This window comes from Planococcus sp. SE5232, from assembly GCF_050686535.1.
Classification (GTDB): Bacteria; Bacillota; Bacilli; order Bacillales_A; family Planococcaceae; genus Planococcus.
On sequence record NZ_JBOGCP010000002.1, the window covers coordinates 269,373 to 289,157 of the forward strand.

Below are 19,785 nucleotides of genomic sequence, written 5' to 3' on the forward strand. Positions count from 1 at the left end.
CCAGCATACTACATGTTGAAACTTCTTTTCAATAACAATTTTCTGATGGAAATTTCTCATGTGATGGAAAGCTTTATTTACCAGCGTTTCCATCTTTGGAAATCTCTAAAATGAGCCAAAAGACTCTCACGCCCGGAAATTCCACTCAGCATTGGCGTATTTTTTTTCTTCCAAAGCCTTGACATCTGCCAGTTGCTGCTCAGACAAATGATAAGCTTGCAGATCGATGGACAGCGCCTGCTCAAATCCGGACTTGAATGCCCGGACGCATTCTTCAGCTGTAGCGGGCTCCTCGCGCAGGGAGTTGATCGACACCGCTTTTTCAGGGATTTTTGCGCGCATCCGCTCTTTAGCCTGTTCGCTTGAAAATTTGAAAACCGATAGGAGCTTTTCAGCATCCAGATCTATCAGTATAGCACCATGCTGCAAAATGACACCTTTTTGGCGTGTCTGCGCACTGCCTGCGACTTTTTTTCCTTCGACGACCATTTCATACCAGCTTGGCGCATCAAAACAAACAGCTGATTTCGGTTTTTTCAGATCCGCCCGCTTCTCATCTGTATCCGGTACAGAGAAATAAGCATCCAGTCCCAAGTTCTTGAAGCCTTCCAATAAACCTTCACTTAATACACGATACGCTTCCGTAACCGTTTCCGGCATATCCGGGTAATCTTCACTGACGATGATGCTGTATGTAAGTTCATGCTCATGGAGAACCCCTCTGCCTCCTGTCGGCCGGCGGACAAATCCAAGGCCGAGCCGGTTGACGGCTTCCATGTCAATTTCCTTTTCCACTTTTTGAAAATAACCGATTGATAGGGCAGCAGGCTGCCAGCTGTAAAAGCGGATGACCGGCGGAATCAATCCTTCACTGTGCCAGTTCAATAAGGCTTCATCAAGAGCCATATTGAACGAAGGGCTGCTCGCACCTGAATTTATAAAAACCCATTTTGGATATTTCACAAGATCGCCTCCTATTTCCGCTAATTAGTGTAACATTGGCATTGAATATCCGTCATCTCTTCTTTTATAATAAAAGAAGATGAGAAAGGGGCAAGAACATTGGAATTTCTGTATATCGCAATCGCCATACTGCTGGCAATCATCATTTACGCGGTAATTTCTTATTTCCGCATCAAAAAAGCGGTCACTAACCTGACACAGGAACAATTTATCGAAGGCTATCGCAAAGCCCAGTTGATCGACGTCCGTGAGCCGAAAGATTTTGCGGCTGGCCACATCCTGGGAGCACGCAATATTCCCCAATCGCAATTGCGTCAGCGCTATAAGGAAATCCGCTCGGACAAGCCGGTTTATTTATATGACCAGAACGGGGCACGCAGCGGCCGCGTCGCAATTTTCCTGAAGAAGAAAGGCTATAACCACTTGTTCCAATTGCAGGGCGGTTTCAAGCAATGGACCGGAAAAATCAAATCCAAAGCTTAAACTTCAAGAACTCTTCCAGAAATGGAAGGGTTCTTTTCTATCTCACTTTGATTGCGTTGAAGAAATCATGTGAAACCTTCCAAGCTTTTTCTTCGCGATAAAACGATACGGGAAATGCTTCCTCATCATTTGGCCATCGGCACAGGCTCCGAACTCGCCCTAAACCCGTCCGCTGTCGTTTCTGACGGGTTCTGGACTATTGGGGAGACAACAACTGCCCATCACCATTTAAACAGCTATCCGTTTGATTTGACGACAATTTCAGCCAGGCACAATGCACGGGAAAACCACAGGACGAAAGTCGACACACAAAAAAATAACCGGGACGCTCCAATTTGGCTCATCGGTTTTATTGCTGCACATAAGAAAAAGGCGCGGAGGCTGAACAGCTTCCACGCCTTTTTAAAGATATTATTCGTCTTTATAGTAACGAAGCACGGGCTTGCGCGCAGCTTTCGTTTCGTCCAAACGGTTGATAACCGTGGTATGTGGTGCATTTTGGACGATTTCCGGATTTTCTTCCACTTCTTTGGAAATCTGGATCATCGCATCGATGAAGGCATCCAACGTTTCTTTGGACTCAGTTTCCGTCGGTTCGATCATCATGCCTTCCTCCACATTCAATGGGAAGTAGATCGTTGGCGGATGGTAGCCGAAGTCAAGCAGGCGTTTTGCCATATCCAATGTACGGACACCCAATTTTTTCTGGCGTCGGCCGCTCAATACGAACTCATGCTTGCAATGGCGGTCGTACGGCAAATCGAAATGAGGCTGCAGTCTGCGCATCATATAGTTGGCATTCAATACTGCATATTCCGTCACTGCCTTCAGGCCATCCGGCCCCATGGAACGGATATACGTATAGGCACGTACGTTGATGCCGAAGTTGCCGTAGAAAGGCTTGACGCGGCCGATGGAATCCGGGCGGTCGTAGTCGAACGTATAGGCATCGTCTTTTTTCACCAATACCGGTTTCGGTAAATATGGAAGCAAGTCATTTTTCACGCCGACTGGGCCAGATCCAGGTCCGCCGCCGCCGTGAGGTCCAGTGAAGGTCTTATGCAAGTTCAAGTGAACCACATCAAAGCCCATGTCTCCCGGACGTGCTTTTGACATTACCGCGTTCAAGTTGGCGCCGTCATAATACAACTTGCCGCCGACCTCGTGAATGATGGCTGCCATTTCAAGGATCTGCTCTTCAAACAGGCCAAGCGTATTCGGATTTGTCAGCATCAATGCTGCCGTATCGTCTCCGACTACACGCTTCAGGTCTTCGAGATCTACAAGTCCCTGATCGCTTGACTTAACTGTCACGGTTTCGAATCCAGCAACGGTCGCTGACGCCGGATTGGTGCCATGTGCCGAATCGGGAACGATAACTTTCGTTCGTTTCAAGTCGCCCCGCGCTTCATGGTAGGCACGGATCATCATCAATCCGGTCCATTCCCCGTGTGCACCCGCAGCTGGCTGCAGCGTGACTTCATCCATGCCGGTGATTTCTTTCAGATGCTCCTGCAGATCGAACATCAAAGCAAGAGCTCCTTGAACCGTTTTTTCATCCTGCAATGGATGGATGTTTGCGAATCCAGGGAAACGCGCAACGGTTTCGTTGATTTTCGGATTGTATTTCATGGTGCAGGAGCCCAGTGGATAGAAACCTGAATCCACGCCGTGGTTACGGTTGGACAAGGCTGTGTAATGGCGCATAATGTCTAGTTCCGATACTTCAGGCAGTTCAGCTGCCTCCGTACGGATCAAATCAGCCGGCAAGAGCTCACTCAAGTCGACTTCCGGTACGTCAAGCGTCGGCAGGCTGTAGCCAACGCGGCCTTCTTTGGTCAATTCAAAAATTAGCGCTTGGTTGTCCTTATGCATGAGTAGCCCCCACTTCCTGCACTTTTGCAGCAACTTCCTGCACAAATGCATCGATTTCTTCTTTTGTCCGCTGTTCAGTGACTGCAACCAGCATATGGCCAGTAAACTCTTCATAGCTCAATCCAAGATCATAGCCGCCGATCATGTCGCTTTCAAACAAGCGGTCGTTTAACTGTTTGACAGGCTCTTTTGTTTTCACGACGATTTCATTGAAGTGGGCGCCTTCAAACGCAATTTCAAGACCCGCTTTCTTCAATTGCTGCTTCATATAATGGGTTTTCACGATATTTTGTTTGGCGATTTCCTGTGTGCCGACTTTGCCGAGTGCCGTCATGGCAACCGATGCAGCCAATGCATTCAAGGCTTGGTTCGAGCAGATATTGGACGTCGCTTTGTCGCGGCGGATGTGCTGTTCACGCGCCTGCAGGGTCAACACAAATCCACGGCGGCCTTCTTCATCCGTCGTTTCGCCGACCAAACGGCCCGGTACTTTGCGCATCAATTTTTTTGTGACGGCGAAATAACCGCAATGAGGCCCGCCGAATGCTTCCGGAATACCGAAAGGCTGTGCATCGCCCACTGTGATATCTGCTCCGAGTTGGCCAGGAGCAGTCAATGCGCCTAGCGCCAACGGATTGGAAGAAACGGACAATAACGCGCCGGCTTCATGGACGATCGGTTCGATTTCCTTCAGGTTTTCAACCTGTCCGAAGAAGTTCGGGTATTGGATCATCACGGTTGCGACGTTTTCATCGATCATCTCTTTTAATGCATCCAGGTCGGTATGGCCGTCCTTCAATGGAATTTCCACAACCTCGATCGACTGGCCAAGTGCATAGCTGCGGACAACAGCACGCGACTCCGGATGGACTGCATTCGATACCAGAATTTTTTTGCGTTTCGTGTGTCCCGCAGCGAGCATTCCAGCTTCGGCGAGTGCCGTTCCACCGTCATACATGGAAGAGTTGGCGATATCCATGCCCGTCAATTCACTGATCATCGTCTGGAATTCGAAAATAGCCTGCAACTCACCCTGAGAGATCTCAGGCTGGTAAGGCGTATAAGCTGTATAGAATTCAGAACGCGAAATCACATGATCCACGATGATCGGCTTGTAATGGTCGTAGACGCCAGCTCCCAGGAAAGAAGCGTAACGGTTGGTGTCGGCATTTTTTGCCGCGAGTTGAGCCAATTCCTTTGTCAATGAAGACTCTGATTTGGCTGCTTTGATATTATATTCGCCTTTAAAACGAACTTTTTCCGGGATATCCGAAAACAATTCATCGATGGATTCGATGCCGATCGTTTCCAGCATTTCTTTTTCGTCTTGAGAAGTCATTGGTAAATAGCGATGTTTCATCGAGTGCTGTCCCCTTTTCAAGTTAGATTAGTTGGATCGTTTGTAAAATGGTGTTTCCACTGTCTTCGCTTTTAATCGTTTGTTGCGAATTTCAACTTCCAGTTCGATTCCCACTTCAGCCCATTCACTTGAAACCAAAGCCAGCCCGATGTTTTTTTTCAAGGTCGGCGATTGAGTGCCTGTAGTCACTTCTCCGATTTTTTTGTCTCCTGCGTAAACCGCATAACCATGGCGTGGAATGCCTTTGTCGATCATTTCAATGCCCACCAATTTACGCGGGACTCCTGCTTCTTTTTGCTCGGCCAATGCTTGTTTGCCGATGAAATCCTGTTCTTTCTTCAATTTCACCACAAAGTTGATGCCGGCTTCAAGAGGTGTAATGTCTTTCGACAATTCTTGGCCGTATAAAGCAAGGCACGCTTCAAAACGCAAGGTATCACGGGCGCCAAGACCTACCGGCACAACACCTTCCGGCTGTCCTTCAGACAGGATGTTTTCCCATAGAACGGCCAGTGCTTCAGGTGCTGCATAAATTTCAAAGCCATTTTCCCCGGTATAGCCGGTCCGGGATAAAATGACCTGTTGTCCAGCCACTTCCACATCCTGTTTAAAGCGGAAAGGTTTGATTGCCGAAAGGTCTTCCTCTGTCAGGCGCTGAAGCACCGCTTCAGCCAAAGGACCCTGCAATGCCAATAAACCGTAGCGTTCAGAAGCGTTGTCCAATGCCACGTCGCCTGTTTTGGCCTGTTCCATCCAAGCGAAATCCTTTTCGATATTGGACGCGTTAACGACTAATAGATAATGCTCGTCGGCCAACTTGTAAACCAATAGATCGTCCACGGTACCGCCATCTTCGTAGCACATCGCTGTGTACTGCGCCTGGCCATCCTGGATTTTGGACACATCATTGGTTACGAGATGCTGGAGATAGTCTAAACTGTCTGCTCCTGTTACGAAGATCTCACCCATATGCGATACATCAAAAAGTCCTGCTTTTGTTCTGACCGCTTCATGTTCTTCTTTGATGCTCGAAAATTGCACAGGCAGTTCCCAACCACCAAAATCAATTGTTTTGCCACCATATTTCGAATACATTTCAAACAGAGGTGTACGCTTTAACTGTGCCAATGATTTTCCTCCTCATTTTTCAAAACCCTTCCGGCCAGCTTCACTACGAGCCTGGACACGAAAAAAGGACAGAGATTTCCCTTTAAAGGGAAATCTCTGTCCTGGAACCTGAAAGTTTACCATAATGGCTTTCCTCGTTGGTAGCTGACATGCAGCATTCTCCAGAGATGCGTCCTGTACGAGTCTTTTTGCCTGAGAGATTCATAACTTCTGTTACTTGCTCCTTCGGCGACGCATGTGCGTTCTCTCCCCATACAATCATCCGCCCAAATCAAAATTGATTGGTCCAAACCGTTATACAGAATAGTATAACTTTGAATATATCCTAACATTGAAAGAGAGAAAGCGCAAACTTTTTTCTTTAGAAGGCCAAAAGGCGAATGATTTGATTTATTGAAATCAAATCATTCGCCTTTTAAACGTTTTACTTGAAAAGCAGCGTATTGTGTAATCTGGCGCAAGGTCCGGTATTCTGTCCGGATGGTGATATGCGCAGTTTGTTTATAATCCCGGTAGCGCGCTTTATGCAACGCTTCGATTTCGTCACGAGTGGATTGGCGGACAATCGGACGATTCGGATCCCGGTGAATCCGTCGCCAGATTTCGCGGAACGGCGCATCCAAAAATAACACCAAACCCGTATTCCTCATGATTTTCTGGTTTTCTTTCCGCATGGTGACGCCGCCGCCCGTGGAGATGATGCAATAATCGTTTTTAAAATTTTGCAAAAACTGCGTTTCCAGTTCCCGAAAATATTCTTCGCCATGCTGCTCGAAAATTTCCGGAATCGTTTTCCCTGTCTGTCGGACGATTTCTTTGTCCATATCGTAGAAGGGCAGTTTTAACAGGAAGCTCAGCCTCCTGCCGACCGCGCTTTTCCCGCAGCCCATGAATCCAATCAAATATATTCTGTTCATCCTACCCACCCGATACTTACCTCTACTCAGGTATTTTTTTTTGCTCATTTTCCATTAGTAGTTGTATCGTAGCATGTCTATGCATATTTTCCAAACCATCATACGTTTTATATTGGATGGAATAGAGCATCAGGGTGTGGGATAACAGCATCAGGGCCGACAGGAAAAAGACGACTGCTATGGGATAGACGGCACCTTTCTCGTTATTGAGGCTGCGTAAAAACATACTCCGCCTCTTCCAGACTGCCTGTGGTGAACTCAGTACGGACCTTCAGCGTATTCCCATCCAATGAGAAATGGCAGGACCGTACACGGGTCAACATGACTTCGTGGCCTTTTCTCTCTTTTTGTTTGCGGATCATATTGGTATACAGTTCAATGTCAAACTCCTCCTCCATCTGGACAACACGGATTCCGCTTCCTCCATCGATGATTTCAAGTGAATCGCTGTTGTTCACGTAACTTTGCAGATCGACCGCGAACAATTGCCACTCCACCCGGTGCGGATCCAGGTCTTCCGTAAAACTGAGCGCGAAACTGTAGAACAACACGATCAGCGGCAGCACCGTCAGCAGCACCAGCATATCGAATATCGACGTGATAAATGAAAAGCCTTTGTCGTCCAACCGGTTTATTCGGCGCATAGCCGCTCCCGTTGCCCTTTGTAATCTGCATAATCGACACAAAGCTCACCAGCCATCACCCAGCTGTAGACGATGCCGTTGACGGTCCGCTGTCCATTTGATGCACCAGTCGAATTTATCTCCCTGGCCGCTTCATGCAAAGTTTCAAATGCGCTGACGCGTTCTTTTTTCTCTTGCAGGCTCTGCTGCATGCTGAGCATAATCGGAAGCAAACTGCCGAAAATGATGAAAACCATGAACAGGCTGACCATGGTTTCTGCCCAGGAAATTCCTTTGTCATTCAGAAAAAACCACTCTCCCTCTCCCGAGATGGACGACTACTGTCTTTTCTCCGCTGTTCGTCGCAAAACGGAAAGTTCCGGACTGGACGACTGAACCGTTTGAATTGAAATAGATTTCGTTGAGGTTGCTGGTCTTCTTTAACGTCACAGTAGCGGGAAGTTTTCTGGATACAGCAACTGATTGCAGATCTGTGAATATTTCGTAGCTTCCTTTAGGTTCCCTGAAAATGATTTTTGCGGTCTGTTTTGAAGCGTAGCTCTGGCTCTGTGCGAAATAGACATCCTGCTGCAGGACCTCAAAAAAACGCTGTTCTTCTTTTTGGACCATTCGGTTTTGATAACCCGGAATCGAGATTGCGACAATTGCCATCAGCACAGCGAGCACCAGCAGCATCTCCAACAGCGTGAAGCCCTGTTCTTTTAGGATGATTTTGTAGATGTCACCACTCCATCAACCGAAATATTCACAACATCACCGTTCGGGCAATCTGTTTCCCCTGTTTTCAAATACCCTTCCGAAACCAGATCTGTTAAAGTCGGAACCACTTTCAGATCCATCCGGTAGGACTCGACCTGCCCCTGGACCATCTGGACAAATGCTTTGCAACCTTTTTCATCAACTGCCGATGATTGTTTCGTGACGTTCGGAATTGCAATTGCAATCAGTACAGTGATGATCAGCATAACAATCAACATTTCAATTAACGTAAATCCTTTTTGGTTTTTTAATAAGCGCATATTCTTCCTCCTCAAATGGTATGGACCAGGTTATACATCGGCATCAGAATCGCCAGATAGGCGCCTACGATACAGACGGCAATCATAATAAAAAAGCTCGGTTGGATAATACGCAGCAAGGCTTGCGTCTGTTGCTCGATCCGCTCCATCAGCACTTCGCTGTATAGAATCAATTCTTTCCCCAAATAGCCCGTCATTTCACCATGCTGGACAAAAGCGGGCATATCTCTGGACACAAATGAAAAATGCGCAAGTGATGTGGAGAATGTCTGACCCATCATCAATTCTTCATGAGATAGCCGTGTCATGAACTGGATGATTTTATGATAGTTTTGACGCTGCAGCAGGTCGAGCGACTCCTGCATGGAAATGCCGCTATGCAGCAAAGTCCCAAGTTCACGCGCCAGCAAATGCGACCAGTACAGCTTCATGAAGCTTCGAAGGACCGGGATGGCAAGCAGCCAGTCGATTTGTTTTTGAATCGCCTGCCGCTTCAAAAGCATCCTGAAGGCAGATACCGAAATGGCCACGGCCGCAAAAATCCCAATGAAAAAGTCAGGCAGACTCAGCAAATAGGCCGGAACGCCGGAACCTTCCTCTCCTGATTGAAGCGACTCCATCATCTCGGTTAGATTCGGCACATAGCTGGTCCGGAAAAACAGGAACAGCACAGAAGTGAAAATCAGCAGGGATACCGGATAGATTAAAATGTTCTTCAACTTTTTCTGCACCTGTTCGGTTCGCGCAAAACTTTTTGCAATGCTGTCTATCGATTCCGGCAAGCGCCCATGGTATTCCGCAATTTCAACCGGAAATAGCACATGGTCTTTAAATCCTAAGAATTTCAGGATTTCTGCCGCATTGCCTCCGCCTTTTAAGATATCGGTAATGCCATCCAAAGTTTCCTGCAGCTTTGTGGTATGCATCGGCAGCAACAGGCTGAGCGCTACCGGCAGCAGGTAGCCTTCTTTCATCAGGATAGCCAGACGTGTCAGGAATTGCTCGCGGTCACGAAGACGGATCTTGTCTGAGTGCATAGGAAGCTTGAATCGCACCGATCTTCACCCCTTCCCGGACTTGCCCATCAAACGTCAAATAACTCGGCAATGTATAGGATTGTTTCAAAACCGCAGACTGCAGCGCCTCCTCGAGCCGCTCGCCATCAAGGATTTCATAGAGGGCACGGTGGCAAGGCTCTGATTGCCCAATGTCCGAAAACATCGGAATGATCTTTTGGGCCGACACCGCAATCAGCGTTTGGGCCATGTCTTCAAACGACACACCGAGATCACGCAATCTGTGCAGACAGCCGACCGAATGCCTCGCATGGATGGTCGAAAAGACTAAATGCCCCGTCAAGGCCGCACGAACCGCAATTTGGGCTGTTTCAGCGTCTCGTATCTCTCCGATCATGATAATGTCCGGGTCGTGCCGGAGAATCGCTTTTAAGCCTGCAGAATAGCTGAGGCCGGCTTTCTCGTTCACCTGGATCTGCAGAATGGACTGGTTTTTGCGTTCCACCGGATCCTCAAGGGTGATGATATTCCGGTTCAGCTGTTCCGCACAATGTTTCAACAACGAATATAAAGTGGTCGATTTTCCGCAACCTGTTGGGCCCGTAAACAAAATAAGTCCCTGGGACGCTTCGGACAATTTTTCCAGCAGGCGCGCTGAGTCACGGAAAGCTGCCAGTTGATGGATGGATTGTGTGTTAGCGTCGGGCATGATCCGGATGACGATGCTTTCCTTGGTCAATACGGAAGGCAAGGTCGAAATTCGAAAATAATGGGAGAGCTGATCGATGGGAAGTTGAAATGAACCGGTTTGGGGTTTTCTTCGTTCACTCATGTCTAAAAGGGATAGGTATTTGAAATAAGCGATCATGCGATCACCCAAGTCAAAGGGGAGTTGTGTTACTTGCCGCAGGTTTTGGAACGAACGGTAAGAAACGGTGTAGCAGGATGGTTCGGGTTTGATGTGGATGTCTGTCGTGCCATTTTTCGCCGCGTCGTGCAAAAGTTCAACACAGCGGCGTTCGATTATCGATTGCATATCCACCTCCTGTTTCGGTTTGAACAAAGGCTGCTTCTCTGCTCCCACATAGTATAACCGGCTCTTTTTGAGAAAGGAATATTATTCGCCAAAATAAAAATTTGAACCCCGGATACGCGCCAAATCTTATTTTTGGTGTCCGTTGACTTTGGCTTCTGAAGAATGGATCTGTGCCTTTTTCGCGGAAACGATCTGTCGGCTGCAGCCGTCCACCTGTTTGTCACAAAGAAAGATGAACTCGCTGTTTACACACTCACTCTATTTCCTATATAATAAATAAGAGATTATTGTGTTGTGGCAAAGGAGGGATTACCCATGAATAATATGTTTAAATTAATGGGATGGTGGACTGGTATATTTGCAGTTCTCTTTTATGTAGGCGATATGGTTGAAGTATCATTATTAATGGTCGCTAACACCGGATTTTTTGTTCTTCTTGGATTCTTAAATATTTCTGAACGTATGTACTTGTATATTTTTGGCGCCTATCTAACAGTATTTTTCGTAGGCTTCACTTATTACTCTACGTTCATCCACGTTCCTGGTGCTGGACATTAATCAAAATGAAATTAACAAATAAAAGGTCTGTCGGAGAAATCCGACAGACCTTTTATTTGTTTGCTTCTTGACGGTTAACTAATGGCTTAAAAACCGGTAAGGAACGGGTTGCTGTTCATTTCCTGCTGTGGGGTCGTTTCCGGGCCGTGCCCTGGATAGAGGATCATGTGTTCAGGTAGTGTCAGCAACGAGTCGTGGATGGACTTCAGCAGCTTTTTCTCGGAACCATCTATCAGATCCGTTCGCCCGATGCTTCCGCGGAACAGCGTATCGCCGACAATGGCGAATCCTTCATTGCCGAATGAAAAGCTTACACTGCCAGGGGAATGCCCAGGAGTATGGAAAATATCCATCTGGAAAGAACCGATCTGCAGGTGCTTCTCATTTGTCAGCAGGACATCTGCGTCTTTAATCCGGTAATCGGGCAATGCGGCATACTTTCCTGAGCCATTTAAATTAGGCTTGCCCAGCCAGTCCTTCTCCAGATGGTGCAAATAAACCGGAATCGAATAACGCTCCCTTATCTCATCGACTGCTCCGATATGATCGAAATGGGCATGCGTCAACAGAATCGCTACAGGCTTCAGGTTCTTCTTTTTCAACAGCGCATGGATTCTGGCACTTTCTTCCCCGGGATCGAAAATCAGGCATTCCTTCTGATCGTCCGAGATAATGTAACAGTTGGTCTGGACAGGTCCCAGCTCCAATTGGTCGATTTTCAACATCTTCTTCACCTCCCTACGATTATAACACGCCGCATATTGCAGGACTGTCAAGATAATGACACTTTTTGTCCTCGACAAAACAGCGGATTATCTTTACAATATAAAGAGAACAAAGCGGCACTGGCTGTTTAAGTTGAAGGGAGTGTCATCGATGAGTTGGATTTTAATGGTTATTTTTGGACTTATTGCAATTCTTGCAGCTGTCGGCACCGTACAAACGCTTAAAAACAAAGAAATCCTCGGTTTTCTTTTTAACTTTGGGACGTTTGTAATTTTTGGCGGCTTCACTATTGCTACACTTATCACGCAAGGTTATCCACCAGCACTTCATTAATCAAGAAAAAGCTGATGCCGTCAAACGCATCGGCTTTTTTCATGCAAAAAAAAGAGAGGGCGCAGTGCGCGCTCTCTTTTTATCGTTCCAGTTCCACATCTGGAATCGTGGTCAACTGGCCATCTTCCTCATCGTAGAAACGCAGCAGGTCTCCATTGATGATCGACTCGGAATATTCAAGTTCTGTAAATGCCTGCTCTATATACGGCGCACACAGTTCCTGTTCTGTCGGTTCACCGGTTTCTTTGTCATAGCAGACATTTCCCGCATAAACCACTTCATCTGTGACGAATCGACCATCGCGGAAAACAACAAATTCCTCATGCTCTTCTGAGAAAAGATCCCCGCCAAACTGAATATCTTTTGACGTATCAATCCCCATCATATTCATGATGGTCGGACGCATATCAATTTGCCCGCCCACTTCATCGTCGACGTAGCCTTCCCCGTATCCTGGAATATGAACAAAGAAAGGAACTTTCTGCAATTCAGCAGAAGTGAAATCCGTCACTTCTTCACCCAGATATTGTGTCATGGCTTCGTTATGATTATCGGAAATTCCGTAATGATCGCCATACATGACAATGATCGAGTTTTCATACAACCCTTTTTCTTTCAGTTCGTCAAAAAGAACTTCTATCGACTCATCCAGATAACGCGATGTCTGGAAATAACGGTTCAATGTTCCTGAATTTGAATCGTATTCATCAATCAATTTATCTTCTTCATCCAACGTAAACGGATGATGATTGGTCAATGTCAGCAAACGGCTGTAAAATGGCTGCTGCATCTCAGTCATATGTTCGACTGATTGCTCGTGGAAAGGAATATCCTTCATGCCCCAGTTGACGGCTTCGCCTTCACCGACTTCAAAGCTTTCAATATCATAGAATTCATCGATGTTCATCGATTCGTACATGATATCGCGGTTCCAGAAGCTCTTTGTGTTGGCGTGCTGGACATTTGTCGAGTAGCCGTTTTCGCCGAGGCTTTCAGCCATGGAATTGTAGGTATTTCCGCTATGGGTAAAGAACACCGCTCCACCGCTTAACGGATAAAGTGAATTCTCGAGCAAAAACTCCGAATCCGAGGTTTTGCCCAAGCCTGTTTGGTGATAAAAATTCTCGAAATAGATCGTATCTTCATCTTCCGTCAAAGAATTCAGGAACGGTGTGATCGTCTGTCCGTTCATTTCACTGTTGATCGCGAAGCTTTGCAGTGATTCCAAGGTGACGACGATCAAGTTTCGGCCTTCCGCTATTCCCTTCATATCTTCCGAAGGTTCTATTTGGTTTGCCCGCACATAGTTGTTGGCTTCAACAAGCTCAGAGCCATCAGCCAACGCACGCTGTGCCTGTGATTTGGACTGGACATAGATATCATAGAGATGATAATTGTACATGCCCAAGTTTTTCACCAGCATCTCGCGGTCAAAACTGCGGGTCAGCAATTGTGGACGCTCCGCTTCAGCAAGCCCCAGATTGAAGAACAGGACCGCAAGTGCCAAAACGTAATAGGTCTTGCGCTGTACGGAAGAAGAAACCACTTTATCCTGTTTTACGTTGATGAATTTGATTGCCAGCAGAATAACCAGTACATCTGAAAAGTAGAAAAGATCCGTCCAGAAGACACTGGCTGCCGCACTCGATCCCAGATCGCCGAAGTTCTCGGTCTGGAACAGAACAGGCAACGTGATGAAATCACTGAAAAAGCGGTAAAAGGCGACGTTTCCGTATAGCACAATCGATGTAATGACGGCAATCGATACCATATATCGGTTCTTGGCTTTCTCGCTCTTGAAGAACAGTGATATTCCGTAAATGAATAACAGCATGCTTAAAGGGTTAATGAATAATATAAATTCCTGCAATAAATTCTCAATTGTGATTGAAAAACTGGTCTTATAAACAATATATGTTTTTAGCCATGTCGTGATGATGGCAATTGCCAGTATGGAATGTTTCGGCCATTCTTTTTTCAACATCCGCAGACATCCTCCTAATTCGTTCGAATTCTTTTTAACAATTACATCATAATAGTACAGTATAGAAGAAATTTGCAGTCAAATGAAGTAATTAGCCTTATTCTAGACGAAGAAAATCGGAGAAAGTTTCGTGGGACGAATTTATTTCTTGTCATATTCCAATTTCTTTTGGCGGAGAATAAGGATTGCAGAAGCGTATTCTTTTGCAGAAATAAATTGCAGTCGATACAGCTCCTTGACTTCATCTTCCATCAATTCAAGATCGGCCTTGTAATCAGCTGTATAGATGATTGTGCCATAGCGTTTCAGTAATTGCATGACATCAAATAAATTCTTCATTCACTCACCGCCTCTGCATTGATAAAGCCGCTTTCCGTATAGATCCCTTGTACCGGCAGATCATGGGCTTCCACCGGAATCGACTCCGCTATCTGGCAATCGAAAGCCAAAGAACGTGTGACACCCTGGTAACCTGCCAAAAACCGGTCGTAATAGCCACCGCCAAAGCCGATTCGATAGCCTTGCTTGGAAAAAACCACACCCGGCACAATCAATAGGTCGATGTCACCCGGTTTTATGTATAAAGTTTTCGCAACAATCGGTTCCTGCAATTTCATATAGACCACTTCCAATTGATCCCTATGCTCGATCATCCGAAAATCCATGCCCCGGCTCGCCGGCAGGCATTTCGGTGCGGCTACTTTTTTGCCCGCAGCCCAGCATTTTTCCATCAAATCGAAAGTATCCACTTCGGGAAATGCGGAAATGGTCATGCCGATGGTTTCCGCTGCCAAAAATGCAGGGTCTTCCATCAAGCGGCTGATCACTTGTTCCGACTTCTTTTTATATTCTTCTATCGCCATATTGTTTAGTGAAGCCAGCACTTCTTTTCGCTGTGTACTTTTATCCATATCAACACCCGCTCCTTTACAAAGAAAAAAGCCAAAACCCTAAAAGGTTTTGGCAATCAATGAATTACTTCGTTTCACGGTGTACTGTCATTTTCTTTTCACGTGAGCAATATTTTTTCATTTCAAGACGCTCAGGGTTGTTGCGCTTATTTTTAACAGTGCTGTAGTTACGTTCGCTACATTCTGTACAAGCTAAAGTGATGTTAACACGCATCGGTATCCCTCCTAATTCTTTCAAAGATCATTTGTAAATAAGCGTGATCTATACGACTTAATTATTATAGCATATTCCGGAATAAAGTCTACTGTAAAAACCCATTAATTTGAACCTTTCAAAATAAAAAGAAGACCGGCAGCTTTTTCGCTCCCGGTACTCATTTATTCTGACATAAATTGTCGATGACGCTCCGACAATCCAGGAGGCAAAAACATGGCCTTGCACTTTTTTATTTGTTCAGATCATAATGCTGTCCGCGGACCATATAAAACAATTGTTCGGCAATGTTGGTCGCATGGTCGGCAGAGCGTTCCATATAACGGCTGATGAATGCCAATTGGGTGATTTGGCTGAGCCTGTCCGGATTTTCTCCTCCCGCACGCATCAGTTTGCGGATGACATCCCCATATAACTCGTCTACCTGGTCATCCAGTTCAGCAATTTCCTTTGCTTTCACGACGTCCTCTTCGACAAATGCGTCGATTACCTGGCGAAGCATAGCTACAGCAAGTTTCTGCATTTGCTGGATCTGTCCGATCTGCGGCAATAGTTCCTGGTTGCCGATGCGTATAGTCTCTTTTGCGATATTGACCGCATAATCTCCCACACGCTCCATATCCGACGCTACTTTTATCGTGACGATCAAACGCCTTAAGTCAGTCGCCACTGGGGATTGCTTGGCGATCAACAAAATGACCCGGTCATTGATATACTCTTCCAGCTGATTGATATCTTTATCGTCCTCAATCACTTCCAACGCTGCATCCACATCTTGCGAAATCAAGGCCTCCATTGATTTATTCAAGGCGTTGACCGCCATGGTGCTCAGTGAAATCAATTCCTCCTGAGCAGAATTCAATTCAAAGTCGAATTTTTCACGTACTGACAAAAACTCCGCCTCCTTCTTTAGCCGAATCGGCCTGAAATATAGTCTTCCGTCCGCTTATCGGATGGATTTGAAAAAATTGTATCTGTATGGTCAAACTCCACCACTTCCCCATTTAAAAAGAATGCGGTCTTATCTGAAATGCGCGCAGCCTGCTGCATATTATGCGTCACGATGATGATGCTGTAATCCTTTTTCAACTCCTGGACCAATTCTTCCACTTTCAAGGTTGAGATCGGATCGAGTGCCGAAGTCGGCTCATCCATCAAAATGACATCCGGTTCGATCGCTAATGCGCGGGCGATACAGATCCGCTGCTGCTGTCCGCCGGAAATGCTGTAGGCATTTTCGTTCAGGCGATCTTTCACTTCATCCCATATAGCAGCTCCCCGCAAACTTTTTTCGACGATTTCATCAAGGATTTTCTTGTTTTTGATGCCATGGATCCGTGGCCCATATGCCACATTATCATAAATGGATTTTGGAAACGGATTGGGTTTTTGGAAAACCATGCCGACGCGCGTCCGAAGTTCCTCTACTCCATAATCCTGATCAAAGATATTGCGTCCGCGATACAGGATTTCACCTGAAGTTTTAACGGACGTCACCAATTCGACCATTCGATTCAAGGTCTTGATGTACGTCGACTTTCCACATCCTGAAGGTCCGATGATCGCCGTGACTTCATTTTCCATAATTTCAAGATCGATATTCTTTAATGCATGGTTGTTGCCATACCAAAGATTGAGCTGTTTGGTTTCATAAACCGCCTTTTTTTGAGGCTGGATTGATGCTGTCTCTTTTGCTGGTTTCTTTGTAACAATGGTGGTCATTTGCAGAACCCCTTCCACATAATTTGCGTTAATAACGTTTGTCGAATTTATTGCGGATGATAACGGCAATGGAATTCATGAACAGCAATACAGCCATCAAAACGATGATTCCGGCTGCTGCCACCGCTTGGAATTCCTGCTGAGGGCGGCTTGCCCAGTCATAGATCTGCATCGGCAGCGCCGTGAAGGTGTCCATGACACCGGACGGCAAAAACTGGATGATGACTGGCACCCCGATGACGATTAACGGTGCCGTTTCTCCGATGGCGCGCGACAGTGCCAGGATGCTGCCGGTCAGAATTCCCGGAATAGCTGCTGGCAGTATGATTTTCAAAATGGTCTGCCATTTAGTGGCACCCATACCGTAGGACGCGTCACGCAATTCACCCGGAACTGCGCGGATCGCTTCCTGTGAAGCAACAATAATAACAGGGAGAATCAATAAACTCATTGTAAATCCTGCAGCTAAAATACTGTTTCCCAGTGCCATAGCACGAACAAATATAGTCAGTCCAAGCAATCCGAAAACGACTGATGGGACGCCTGCCAGATTGGAAATGTTCATTCGGATAAAGTTTGTAATGCGGTTTTGCTTTGCGTATTCTTCCAAGTAGATTGCTGATCCGACTCCCAGGATGATTGAAGTCGGTGCGACAACCATCATTAGCCATAAAGAGCCAACCAATGCGGCTTTGATTCCTGCCTGGTCCGGGAAGCGAGAAGCGAAATTAGTCAAGAAATCAATCGATAGATTTCCCGCTCCTTGCGTAACAATGCGGAAAAGCAAAATGACTAATGCCAATAAAGCCAATAAGGTTGCTGCAAGGAAAATGTATTTGAAGATGGCATTGGCAATCAATCTGCCATTCATTCGTTTGACTACTGTTTGCTGTTCGATGTATCTCATATCAATATTCCTCCCTGAAACGCTTCGAGACGTAGCCCGCAAGGATGTTCATGGCCATGGTGAAAAGGAAAAGCGTGAATCCCACCGCGTAAATGGAATAATAAATTGTTGTTCCGTATCCGGCGTCCCCTTTTGATACCTGCACAATATAAGCGGTCATCGTCTGAATCGAGTCGGTAAAATCACCGTCGAATCGTGGTGTTGACCCGGCAGCAAGTGAAACGATCATGGTTTCACCGATCGCTCTGGATACTGCCAAAACGATTGATGCCACAATTCCTGAAAGCGCTGCTGGTATGGTGATCTTCCAAGCTACTTCAAACTTGGTTGATCCCATCGCCAATGCCCCTTCGCGAATGCTTTTTGGCACAGATGACATAGCGTCTTCCGATAATGAGGCAATCATGGGAATGATCATGATGCCCACGACAATTCCGGGAGATATCGCGTTGAAGATTTTGATTTCCGGATAGATTGCCTGAAGCACTGGTGTCACGAATGTCAATGCGAAGAATCCATAGACAATCGTCGGGACACCTGCCAATACCTCGAGCACAGGTTTTACAACACGGCGAACATTTTCGCTGGCGTATTCGCTCAAGTAAATTGCTGCTGATATCCCAATAGGCACTGCTACGATGATCGCAATTAAGGTCACTTTCAGCGTACCGATAATCAAGGGCCAAATGCCGAATTGTGCTTCGTTATTGGAAAACGGCAGCCAGGTAGTGCCAAAAATAAAATCAAAAATTGGAACACGTGTAAAGAAGGTGATGGTTTCAAATATCAATGTCAAAACAATCCCGATGGATGTCAAAACTGAAACAGAAGCAATCAGGAAAAGAATGATTGGAATGATCTTTTCGAGCACTTTCTTGTTTTTCTTGCCGTTCGACTTCGCGATCATTTCCTGTACAGATGGTCGCATATAGAATCCCCTTTCAACCGCAAAAGGTGAGCAGTGGCTGCTCACCCTCAGACTAAACTAGACTGGTACGTATTTTTATTTCAAAGCTTCTAAAGCAGCTAGACCTTCGTCATACTTTTCCTGTGGCAAAGCAACATAACCGACAGCCTCTGCCATAGCGCCTGCATTTTCAAGCGTGTACTTCATGAAATCGTAGGCCGCTTCGTTTTCAGCCAATGCTTTGTTGCTTGCATAAGTGAACAACGGGCGTGACAATGGTGAATATTCTCCTGATTCAATCGTTTCATTAGTTGGTTCAACCCCATCAATTGTCACGACTTTCAATGTATCCTGATTGGCAACGTAATACGCATAGCCGAAGAATCCAATGGCATTTGGATCTGATTGAATTCCTTGAACCAATGTATTGTCGTCTTCAGAAAGTGTTGCTGAGCTGACAAGATCCTCTTCTTCAAGAATAACTTCGTTAAAGTAATCGAACGTCCCTGAATCTGTTCCCGGTGCATAGAAAACCACTTCTTCATCTGGCCATTCCGGATTAATGTCCGACCATTTTTTAGTGGAACCATCTTCTACCCAAAGTTTTTTCAGGTCTTCAACTGTCAAGTCTTCCACCCAGTCATTTTCCTGGCTGACGACCACTGACAAACCGTCGAAGGCCAATTGGAATTCAGTGTACTCGACACCCGCTTCTTCTAGGCTCGCAGCTTCTTCTTCTTTTATCGGACGTGAAGCGTTAGAGAAATCGGTTTCGCCTTGAATGAATTTTTCAAATCCGCCGCCTGTACCTGAAACACCCACGGTCACTCGGACATCTGGTTGCGCACCTGCATATTCTTCCACTATGCCTTCCATGATCGGTGCCACGGTCGAAGAACCGTCGCCAGCTACAGTTCCTTCAACAGCTGCTTCTTCTCCAGCTGTATCAGAGCTGGTTTGTTCTGATTGTGTACCGGTATCACCAGACTCTTCTGTACTGCCGCATGCACCCAGAATTAAAGCCGATCCAAGAATTGTTGAAGCCATCGCGAATTTCCAGTTTCTCATTGAGTTGTTTCCCC

At 46.2% G+C, this 19,785-nt stretch carries 24 protein-coding genes and 1 riboswitch; of the genes, 3 read left to right on the forward strand and 21 right to left on the reverse strand.

The features are described from left to right. Positions 1-126 precede the first annotated feature (126 nt). The gene (locus ACRC6Q_RS10160; protein WP_263298645.1) at positions 127-906 is read right to left on the reverse strand and encodes a lipoate--protein ligase family protein; all 780 of its coding nucleotides are present in this window, start codon (positions 904-906) and stop codon (positions 127-129) included. A gap of 156 nt (positions 907-1,062) precedes the next feature. On the opposite strand from ACRC6Q_RS10160, the gene ACRC6Q_RS10165 reads away from it, so the two are divergent. Then, entirely contained in the window at positions 1,063-1,446 is a 384-nt protein-coding gene (locus ACRC6Q_RS10165; protein ID WP_223637828.1) for a rhodanese-like domain-containing protein, read from the forward strand. A gap of 411 nt (positions 1,447-1,857) precedes the next feature. Here the strand turns inward: ACRC6Q_RS10165 and gcvPB are convergent, their stop codons facing one another. The 10 genes from gcvPB to comGA form a co-directional block, all read right to left on the reverse strand. Further along, a complete protein-coding gene (gene gcvPB / locus ACRC6Q_RS10170; RefSeq protein ID WP_223637831.1) occupies positions 1,858-3,321 on the reverse strand; it encodes an aminomethyl-transferring glycine dehydrogenase subunit GcvPB in 1,464 nt (487 codons plus the stop codon). Next, positions 3,314-4,681 (reverse strand): aminomethyl-transferring glycine dehydrogenase subunit GcvPA, encoded by a 1,368-nt coding sequence (gene gcvPA / locus ACRC6Q_RS10175; protein ID WP_223637833.1) that lies wholly within the window; start codon positions 4,679-4,681, stop codon positions 3,314-3,316. Before gcvPA ends, gcvPB begins: the two co-directional genes overlap by 8 nt. Positions 4,682-4,708: 27 nt before the next feature. After that, complete coding sequence (gene gcvT / locus ACRC6Q_RS10180; protein ID WP_223637850.1) at positions 4,709-5,809, reverse strand: glycine cleavage system aminomethyltransferase GcvT; 1,101 nt, start codon at positions 5,807-5,809, stop codon at positions 4,709-4,711. 170 nt (positions 5,810-5,979) lie between these two features. Continuing rightward, positions 5,980-6,071: riboswitch (glycine riboswitch) on the reverse strand. A 142-nt stretch (positions 6,072-6,213) separates the two neighbouring features. Further along, complete coding sequence (locus ACRC6Q_RS10185) at positions 6,214-6,726, reverse strand: shikimate kinase (RefSeq protein ID WP_223637853.1); 513 nt, start codon at positions 6,724-6,726, stop codon at positions 6,214-6,216. A gap of 203 nt (positions 6,727-6,929) precedes the next feature. Next, positions 6,930-7,370: a competence type IV pilus minor pilin ComGF gene (gene comGF / locus ACRC6Q_RS10190; RefSeq protein ID WP_223637856.1), complete on the reverse strand. Its 441-nt coding sequence runs from the start codon at positions 7,368-7,370 to the stop codon at positions 6,930-6,932. After that, a complete protein-coding gene (locus ACRC6Q_RS10195; RefSeq protein ID WP_223637872.1) occupies positions 7,358-7,606 on the reverse strand; it encodes a hypothetical protein in 249 nt (82 codons plus the stop codon). The genes comGF and ACRC6Q_RS10195 overlap by 13 nt, the downstream gene beginning before the upstream one ends. A 40-nt stretch (positions 7,607-7,646) precedes the next feature. Then, complete coding sequence (gene comGD, locus ACRC6Q_RS10200) at positions 7,647-8,090, reverse strand: competence type IV pilus minor pilin ComGD (protein WP_317851923.1); 444 nt, start codon at positions 8,088-8,090, stop codon at positions 7,647-7,649. After that, positions 8,072-8,389, reverse strand: a complete 318-nt coding sequence (gene comGC / locus ACRC6Q_RS10205) for a competence type IV pilus major pilin ComGC (protein WP_223637875.1) — start codon at positions 8,387-8,389, stop codon at positions 8,072-8,074. The genes comGD and comGC overlap by 19 nt, the downstream gene beginning before the upstream one ends. A gap of 11 nt (positions 8,390-8,400) precedes the next feature. After that, positions 8,401-9,444, reverse strand: coding sequence for a competence type IV pilus assembly protein ComGB (gene comGB / locus ACRC6Q_RS10210; RefSeq protein ID WP_431466469.1), 1,044 nt, complete (start codon positions 9,442-9,444; stop codon positions 8,401-8,403). After that, positions 9,398-10,441: a competence type IV pilus ATPase ComGA gene (comGA, locus tag ACRC6Q_RS10215; RefSeq protein WP_223637881.1), complete on the reverse strand. Its 1,044-nt coding sequence runs from the start codon at positions 10,439-10,441 to the stop codon at positions 9,398-9,400. Before comGA ends, comGB begins: the two co-directional genes overlap by 47 nt. Positions 10,442-10,756: 315 nt before the next feature. On the opposite strand from comGA, the gene ACRC6Q_RS10220 reads away from it, so the two are divergent. Further along, positions 10,757-10,999, forward strand: a complete 243-nt coding sequence (locus ACRC6Q_RS10220; RefSeq protein ID WP_006830462.1) for a DUF2626 domain-containing protein — start codon at positions 10,757-10,759, stop codon at positions 10,997-10,999. A gap of 86 nt (positions 11,000-11,085) precedes the next feature. Here the strand turns inward: ACRC6Q_RS10220 and ACRC6Q_RS10225 are convergent, their stop codons facing one another. Next, the gene (locus ACRC6Q_RS10225) at positions 11,086-11,724 is read right to left on the reverse strand and encodes an MBL fold metallo-hydrolase (RefSeq protein WP_223637883.1); all 639 of its coding nucleotides are present in this window, start codon (positions 11,722-11,724) and stop codon (positions 11,086-11,088) included. 151 nt (positions 11,725-11,875) lie between these two features. Here ACRC6Q_RS10225 and ACRC6Q_RS10230 point away from each other — a divergent pair, with 151 nt between their 5' ends. Further along, positions 11,876-12,058, forward strand: coding sequence for a DUF2759 domain-containing protein (locus ACRC6Q_RS10230; protein ID WP_223637885.1), 183 nt, complete (start codon positions 11,876-11,878; stop codon positions 12,056-12,058). Positions 12,059-12,137: 79 nt separating this feature from the next. Here the strand turns inward: ACRC6Q_RS10230 and ACRC6Q_RS10235 are convergent, their stop codons facing one another. The 9 genes from ACRC6Q_RS10235 to ACRC6Q_RS10275 form a co-directional block, all read right to left on the reverse strand. Next, on the reverse strand, positions 12,138-14,042 hold the full coding sequence (locus ACRC6Q_RS10235) for an LTA synthase family protein (RefSeq protein WP_223637887.1): 1,905 nt from the start codon (positions 14,040-14,042) through the stop codon (positions 12,138-12,140). Between the two features lie 141 nt (positions 14,043-14,183). Continuing rightward, the gene (locus ACRC6Q_RS10240) at positions 14,184-14,381 is read right to left on the reverse strand and encodes a YqgQ family protein (protein ID WP_223637889.1); all 198 of its coding nucleotides are present in this window, start codon (positions 14,379-14,381) and stop codon (positions 14,184-14,186) included. Then, on the reverse strand, positions 14,378-14,953 hold the full coding sequence (locus ACRC6Q_RS10245) for a 5-formyltetrahydrofolate cyclo-ligase (protein WP_223637891.1): 576 nt from the start codon (positions 14,951-14,953) through the stop codon (positions 14,378-14,380). The genes ACRC6Q_RS10240 and ACRC6Q_RS10245 overlap by 4 nt, the downstream gene beginning before the upstream one ends. A 64-nt stretch (positions 14,954-15,017) precedes the next feature. Next, positions 15,018-15,167 (reverse strand): 50S ribosomal protein L33, encoded by a 150-nt coding sequence (gene rpmG, locus ACRC6Q_RS10250; RefSeq protein ID WP_006830468.1) that lies wholly within the window; start codon positions 15,165-15,167, stop codon positions 15,018-15,020. Between the two features lie 232 nt (positions 15,168-15,399). After that, positions 15,400-16,059, reverse strand: a complete 660-nt coding sequence (phoU, locus tag ACRC6Q_RS10255; protein WP_223637893.1) for a phosphate signaling complex protein PhoU — start codon at positions 16,057-16,059, stop codon at positions 15,400-15,402. Between the two features lie 17 nt (positions 16,060-16,076). Beyond that, positions 16,077-16,889 carry a phosphate ABC transporter ATP-binding protein PstB gene (gene pstB, locus ACRC6Q_RS10260; RefSeq protein ID WP_223637895.1) on the reverse strand — a complete coding sequence of 271 codons (813 nt, stop codon included), beginning with the start codon at positions 16,887-16,889 and terminating at the stop codon, positions 16,077-16,079. A 28-nt stretch (positions 16,890-16,917) separates the two neighbouring features. After that, complete coding sequence (gene pstA / locus ACRC6Q_RS10265; RefSeq protein ID WP_223637898.1) at positions 16,918-17,796, reverse strand: phosphate ABC transporter permease PstA; 879 nt, start codon at positions 17,794-17,796, stop codon at positions 16,918-16,920. A gap of 1 nt (position 17,797) precedes the next feature. After that, positions 17,798-18,724: a phosphate ABC transporter permease subunit PstC gene (gene pstC / locus ACRC6Q_RS10270; protein WP_431466470.1), complete on the reverse strand. Its 927-nt coding sequence runs from the start codon at positions 18,722-18,724 to the stop codon at positions 17,798-17,800. Positions 18,725-18,799: 75 nt separating this feature from the next. Beyond that, positions 18,800-19,771, reverse strand: coding sequence for a PstS family phosphate ABC transporter substrate-binding protein (locus ACRC6Q_RS10275; RefSeq protein WP_223637904.1), 972 nt, complete (start codon positions 19,769-19,771; stop codon positions 18,800-18,802). Positions 19,772-19,785 lie beyond the last annotated feature (14 nt).

Excerpts from the sequence above, each read along its gene's own strand:
- comGF (WP_223637856.1), bottom strand. The coding sequence starts at position 7,370 with ATGCGCCGAATAAACCGGTTGGACGACAAAGGCTTTTCATTTATCACG.
- ACRC6Q_RS10225 (WP_223637883.1), bottom strand. The coding sequence starts at position 11,724 with ATGTTGAAAATCGACCAATTGGAGCTGGGACCTGTCCAGACCAACTGT.
- comGC (WP_223637875.1), bottom strand. The coding sequence starts at position 8,389 with ATGCGCTTATTAAAAAACCAAAAAGGATTTACGTTAATTGAAATGTTG.
- pstA (WP_223637898.1), bottom strand. The coding sequence starts at position 17,796 with ATGAGATACATCGAACAGCAAACAGTAGTCAAACGAATGAATGGCAGA.
- pstB (WP_223637895.1), bottom strand. The coding sequence starts at position 16,889 with ATGACCACCATTGTTACAAAGAAACCAGCAAAAGAGACAGCATCAATC.
- comGA (WP_223637881.1), bottom strand. The coding sequence starts at position 10,441 with ATGCAATCGATAATCGAACGCCGCTGTGTTGAACTTTTGCACGACGCG.
- gcvPB (WP_223637831.1), bottom strand. The coding sequence starts at position 3,321 with ATGCATAAGGACAACCAAGCGCTAATTTTTGAATTGACCAAAGAAGGC.
- ACRC6Q_RS10240 (WP_223637889.1), bottom strand. The coding sequence starts at position 14,381 with ATGAAGAATTTATTTGATGTCATGCAATTACTGAAACGCTATGGCACA.
- ACRC6Q_RS10160 (WP_263298645.1), bottom strand. The coding sequence starts at position 906 with ATGGCTCTTGATGAAGCCTTATTGAACTGGCACAGTGAAGGATTGATT.
- ACRC6Q_RS10195 (WP_223637872.1), bottom strand. The coding sequence starts at position 7,606 with ATGGTTTTCATCATTTTCGGCAGTTTGCTTCCGATTATGCTCAGCATG.
- ACRC6Q_RS10220 (WP_006830462.1), top strand. The coding sequence starts at position 10,757 with ATGAATAATATGTTTAAATTAATGGGATGGTGGACTGGTATATTTGCA.
- ACRC6Q_RS10235 (WP_223637887.1), bottom strand. The coding sequence starts at position 14,042 with ATGTTGAAAAAAGAATGGCCGAAACATTCCATACTGGCAATTGCCATC.
- ACRC6Q_RS10275 (WP_223637904.1), bottom strand. The coding sequence starts at position 19,771 with ATGAGAAACTGGAAATTCGCGATGGCTTCAACAATTCTTGGATCGGCT.
- ACRC6Q_RS10230 (WP_223637885.1), top strand. The coding sequence starts at position 11,876 with ATGAGTTGGATTTTAATGGTTATTTTTGGACTTATTGCAATTCTTGCA.
- ACRC6Q_RS10245 (WP_223637891.1), bottom strand. The coding sequence starts at position 14,953 with ATGGATAAAAGTACACAGCGAAAAGAAGTGCTGGCTTCACTAAACAAT.
- pstC (WP_431466470.1), bottom strand. The coding sequence starts at position 18,724 with ATGCGACCATCTGTACAGGAAATGATCGCGAAGTCGAACGGCAAGAAA.
- rpmG (WP_006830468.1), bottom strand. The coding sequence starts at position 15,167 with ATGCGTGTTAACATCACTTTAGCTTGTACAGAATGTAGCGAACGTAAC.
- ACRC6Q_RS10185 (WP_223637853.1), bottom strand. The coding sequence starts at position 6,726 with ATGAACAGAATATATTTGATTGGATTCATGGGCTGCGGGAAAAGCGCG.
- gcvPA (WP_223637833.1), bottom strand. The coding sequence starts at position 4,681 with ATGAAACATCGCTATTTACCAATGACTTCTCAAGACGAAAAAGAAATG.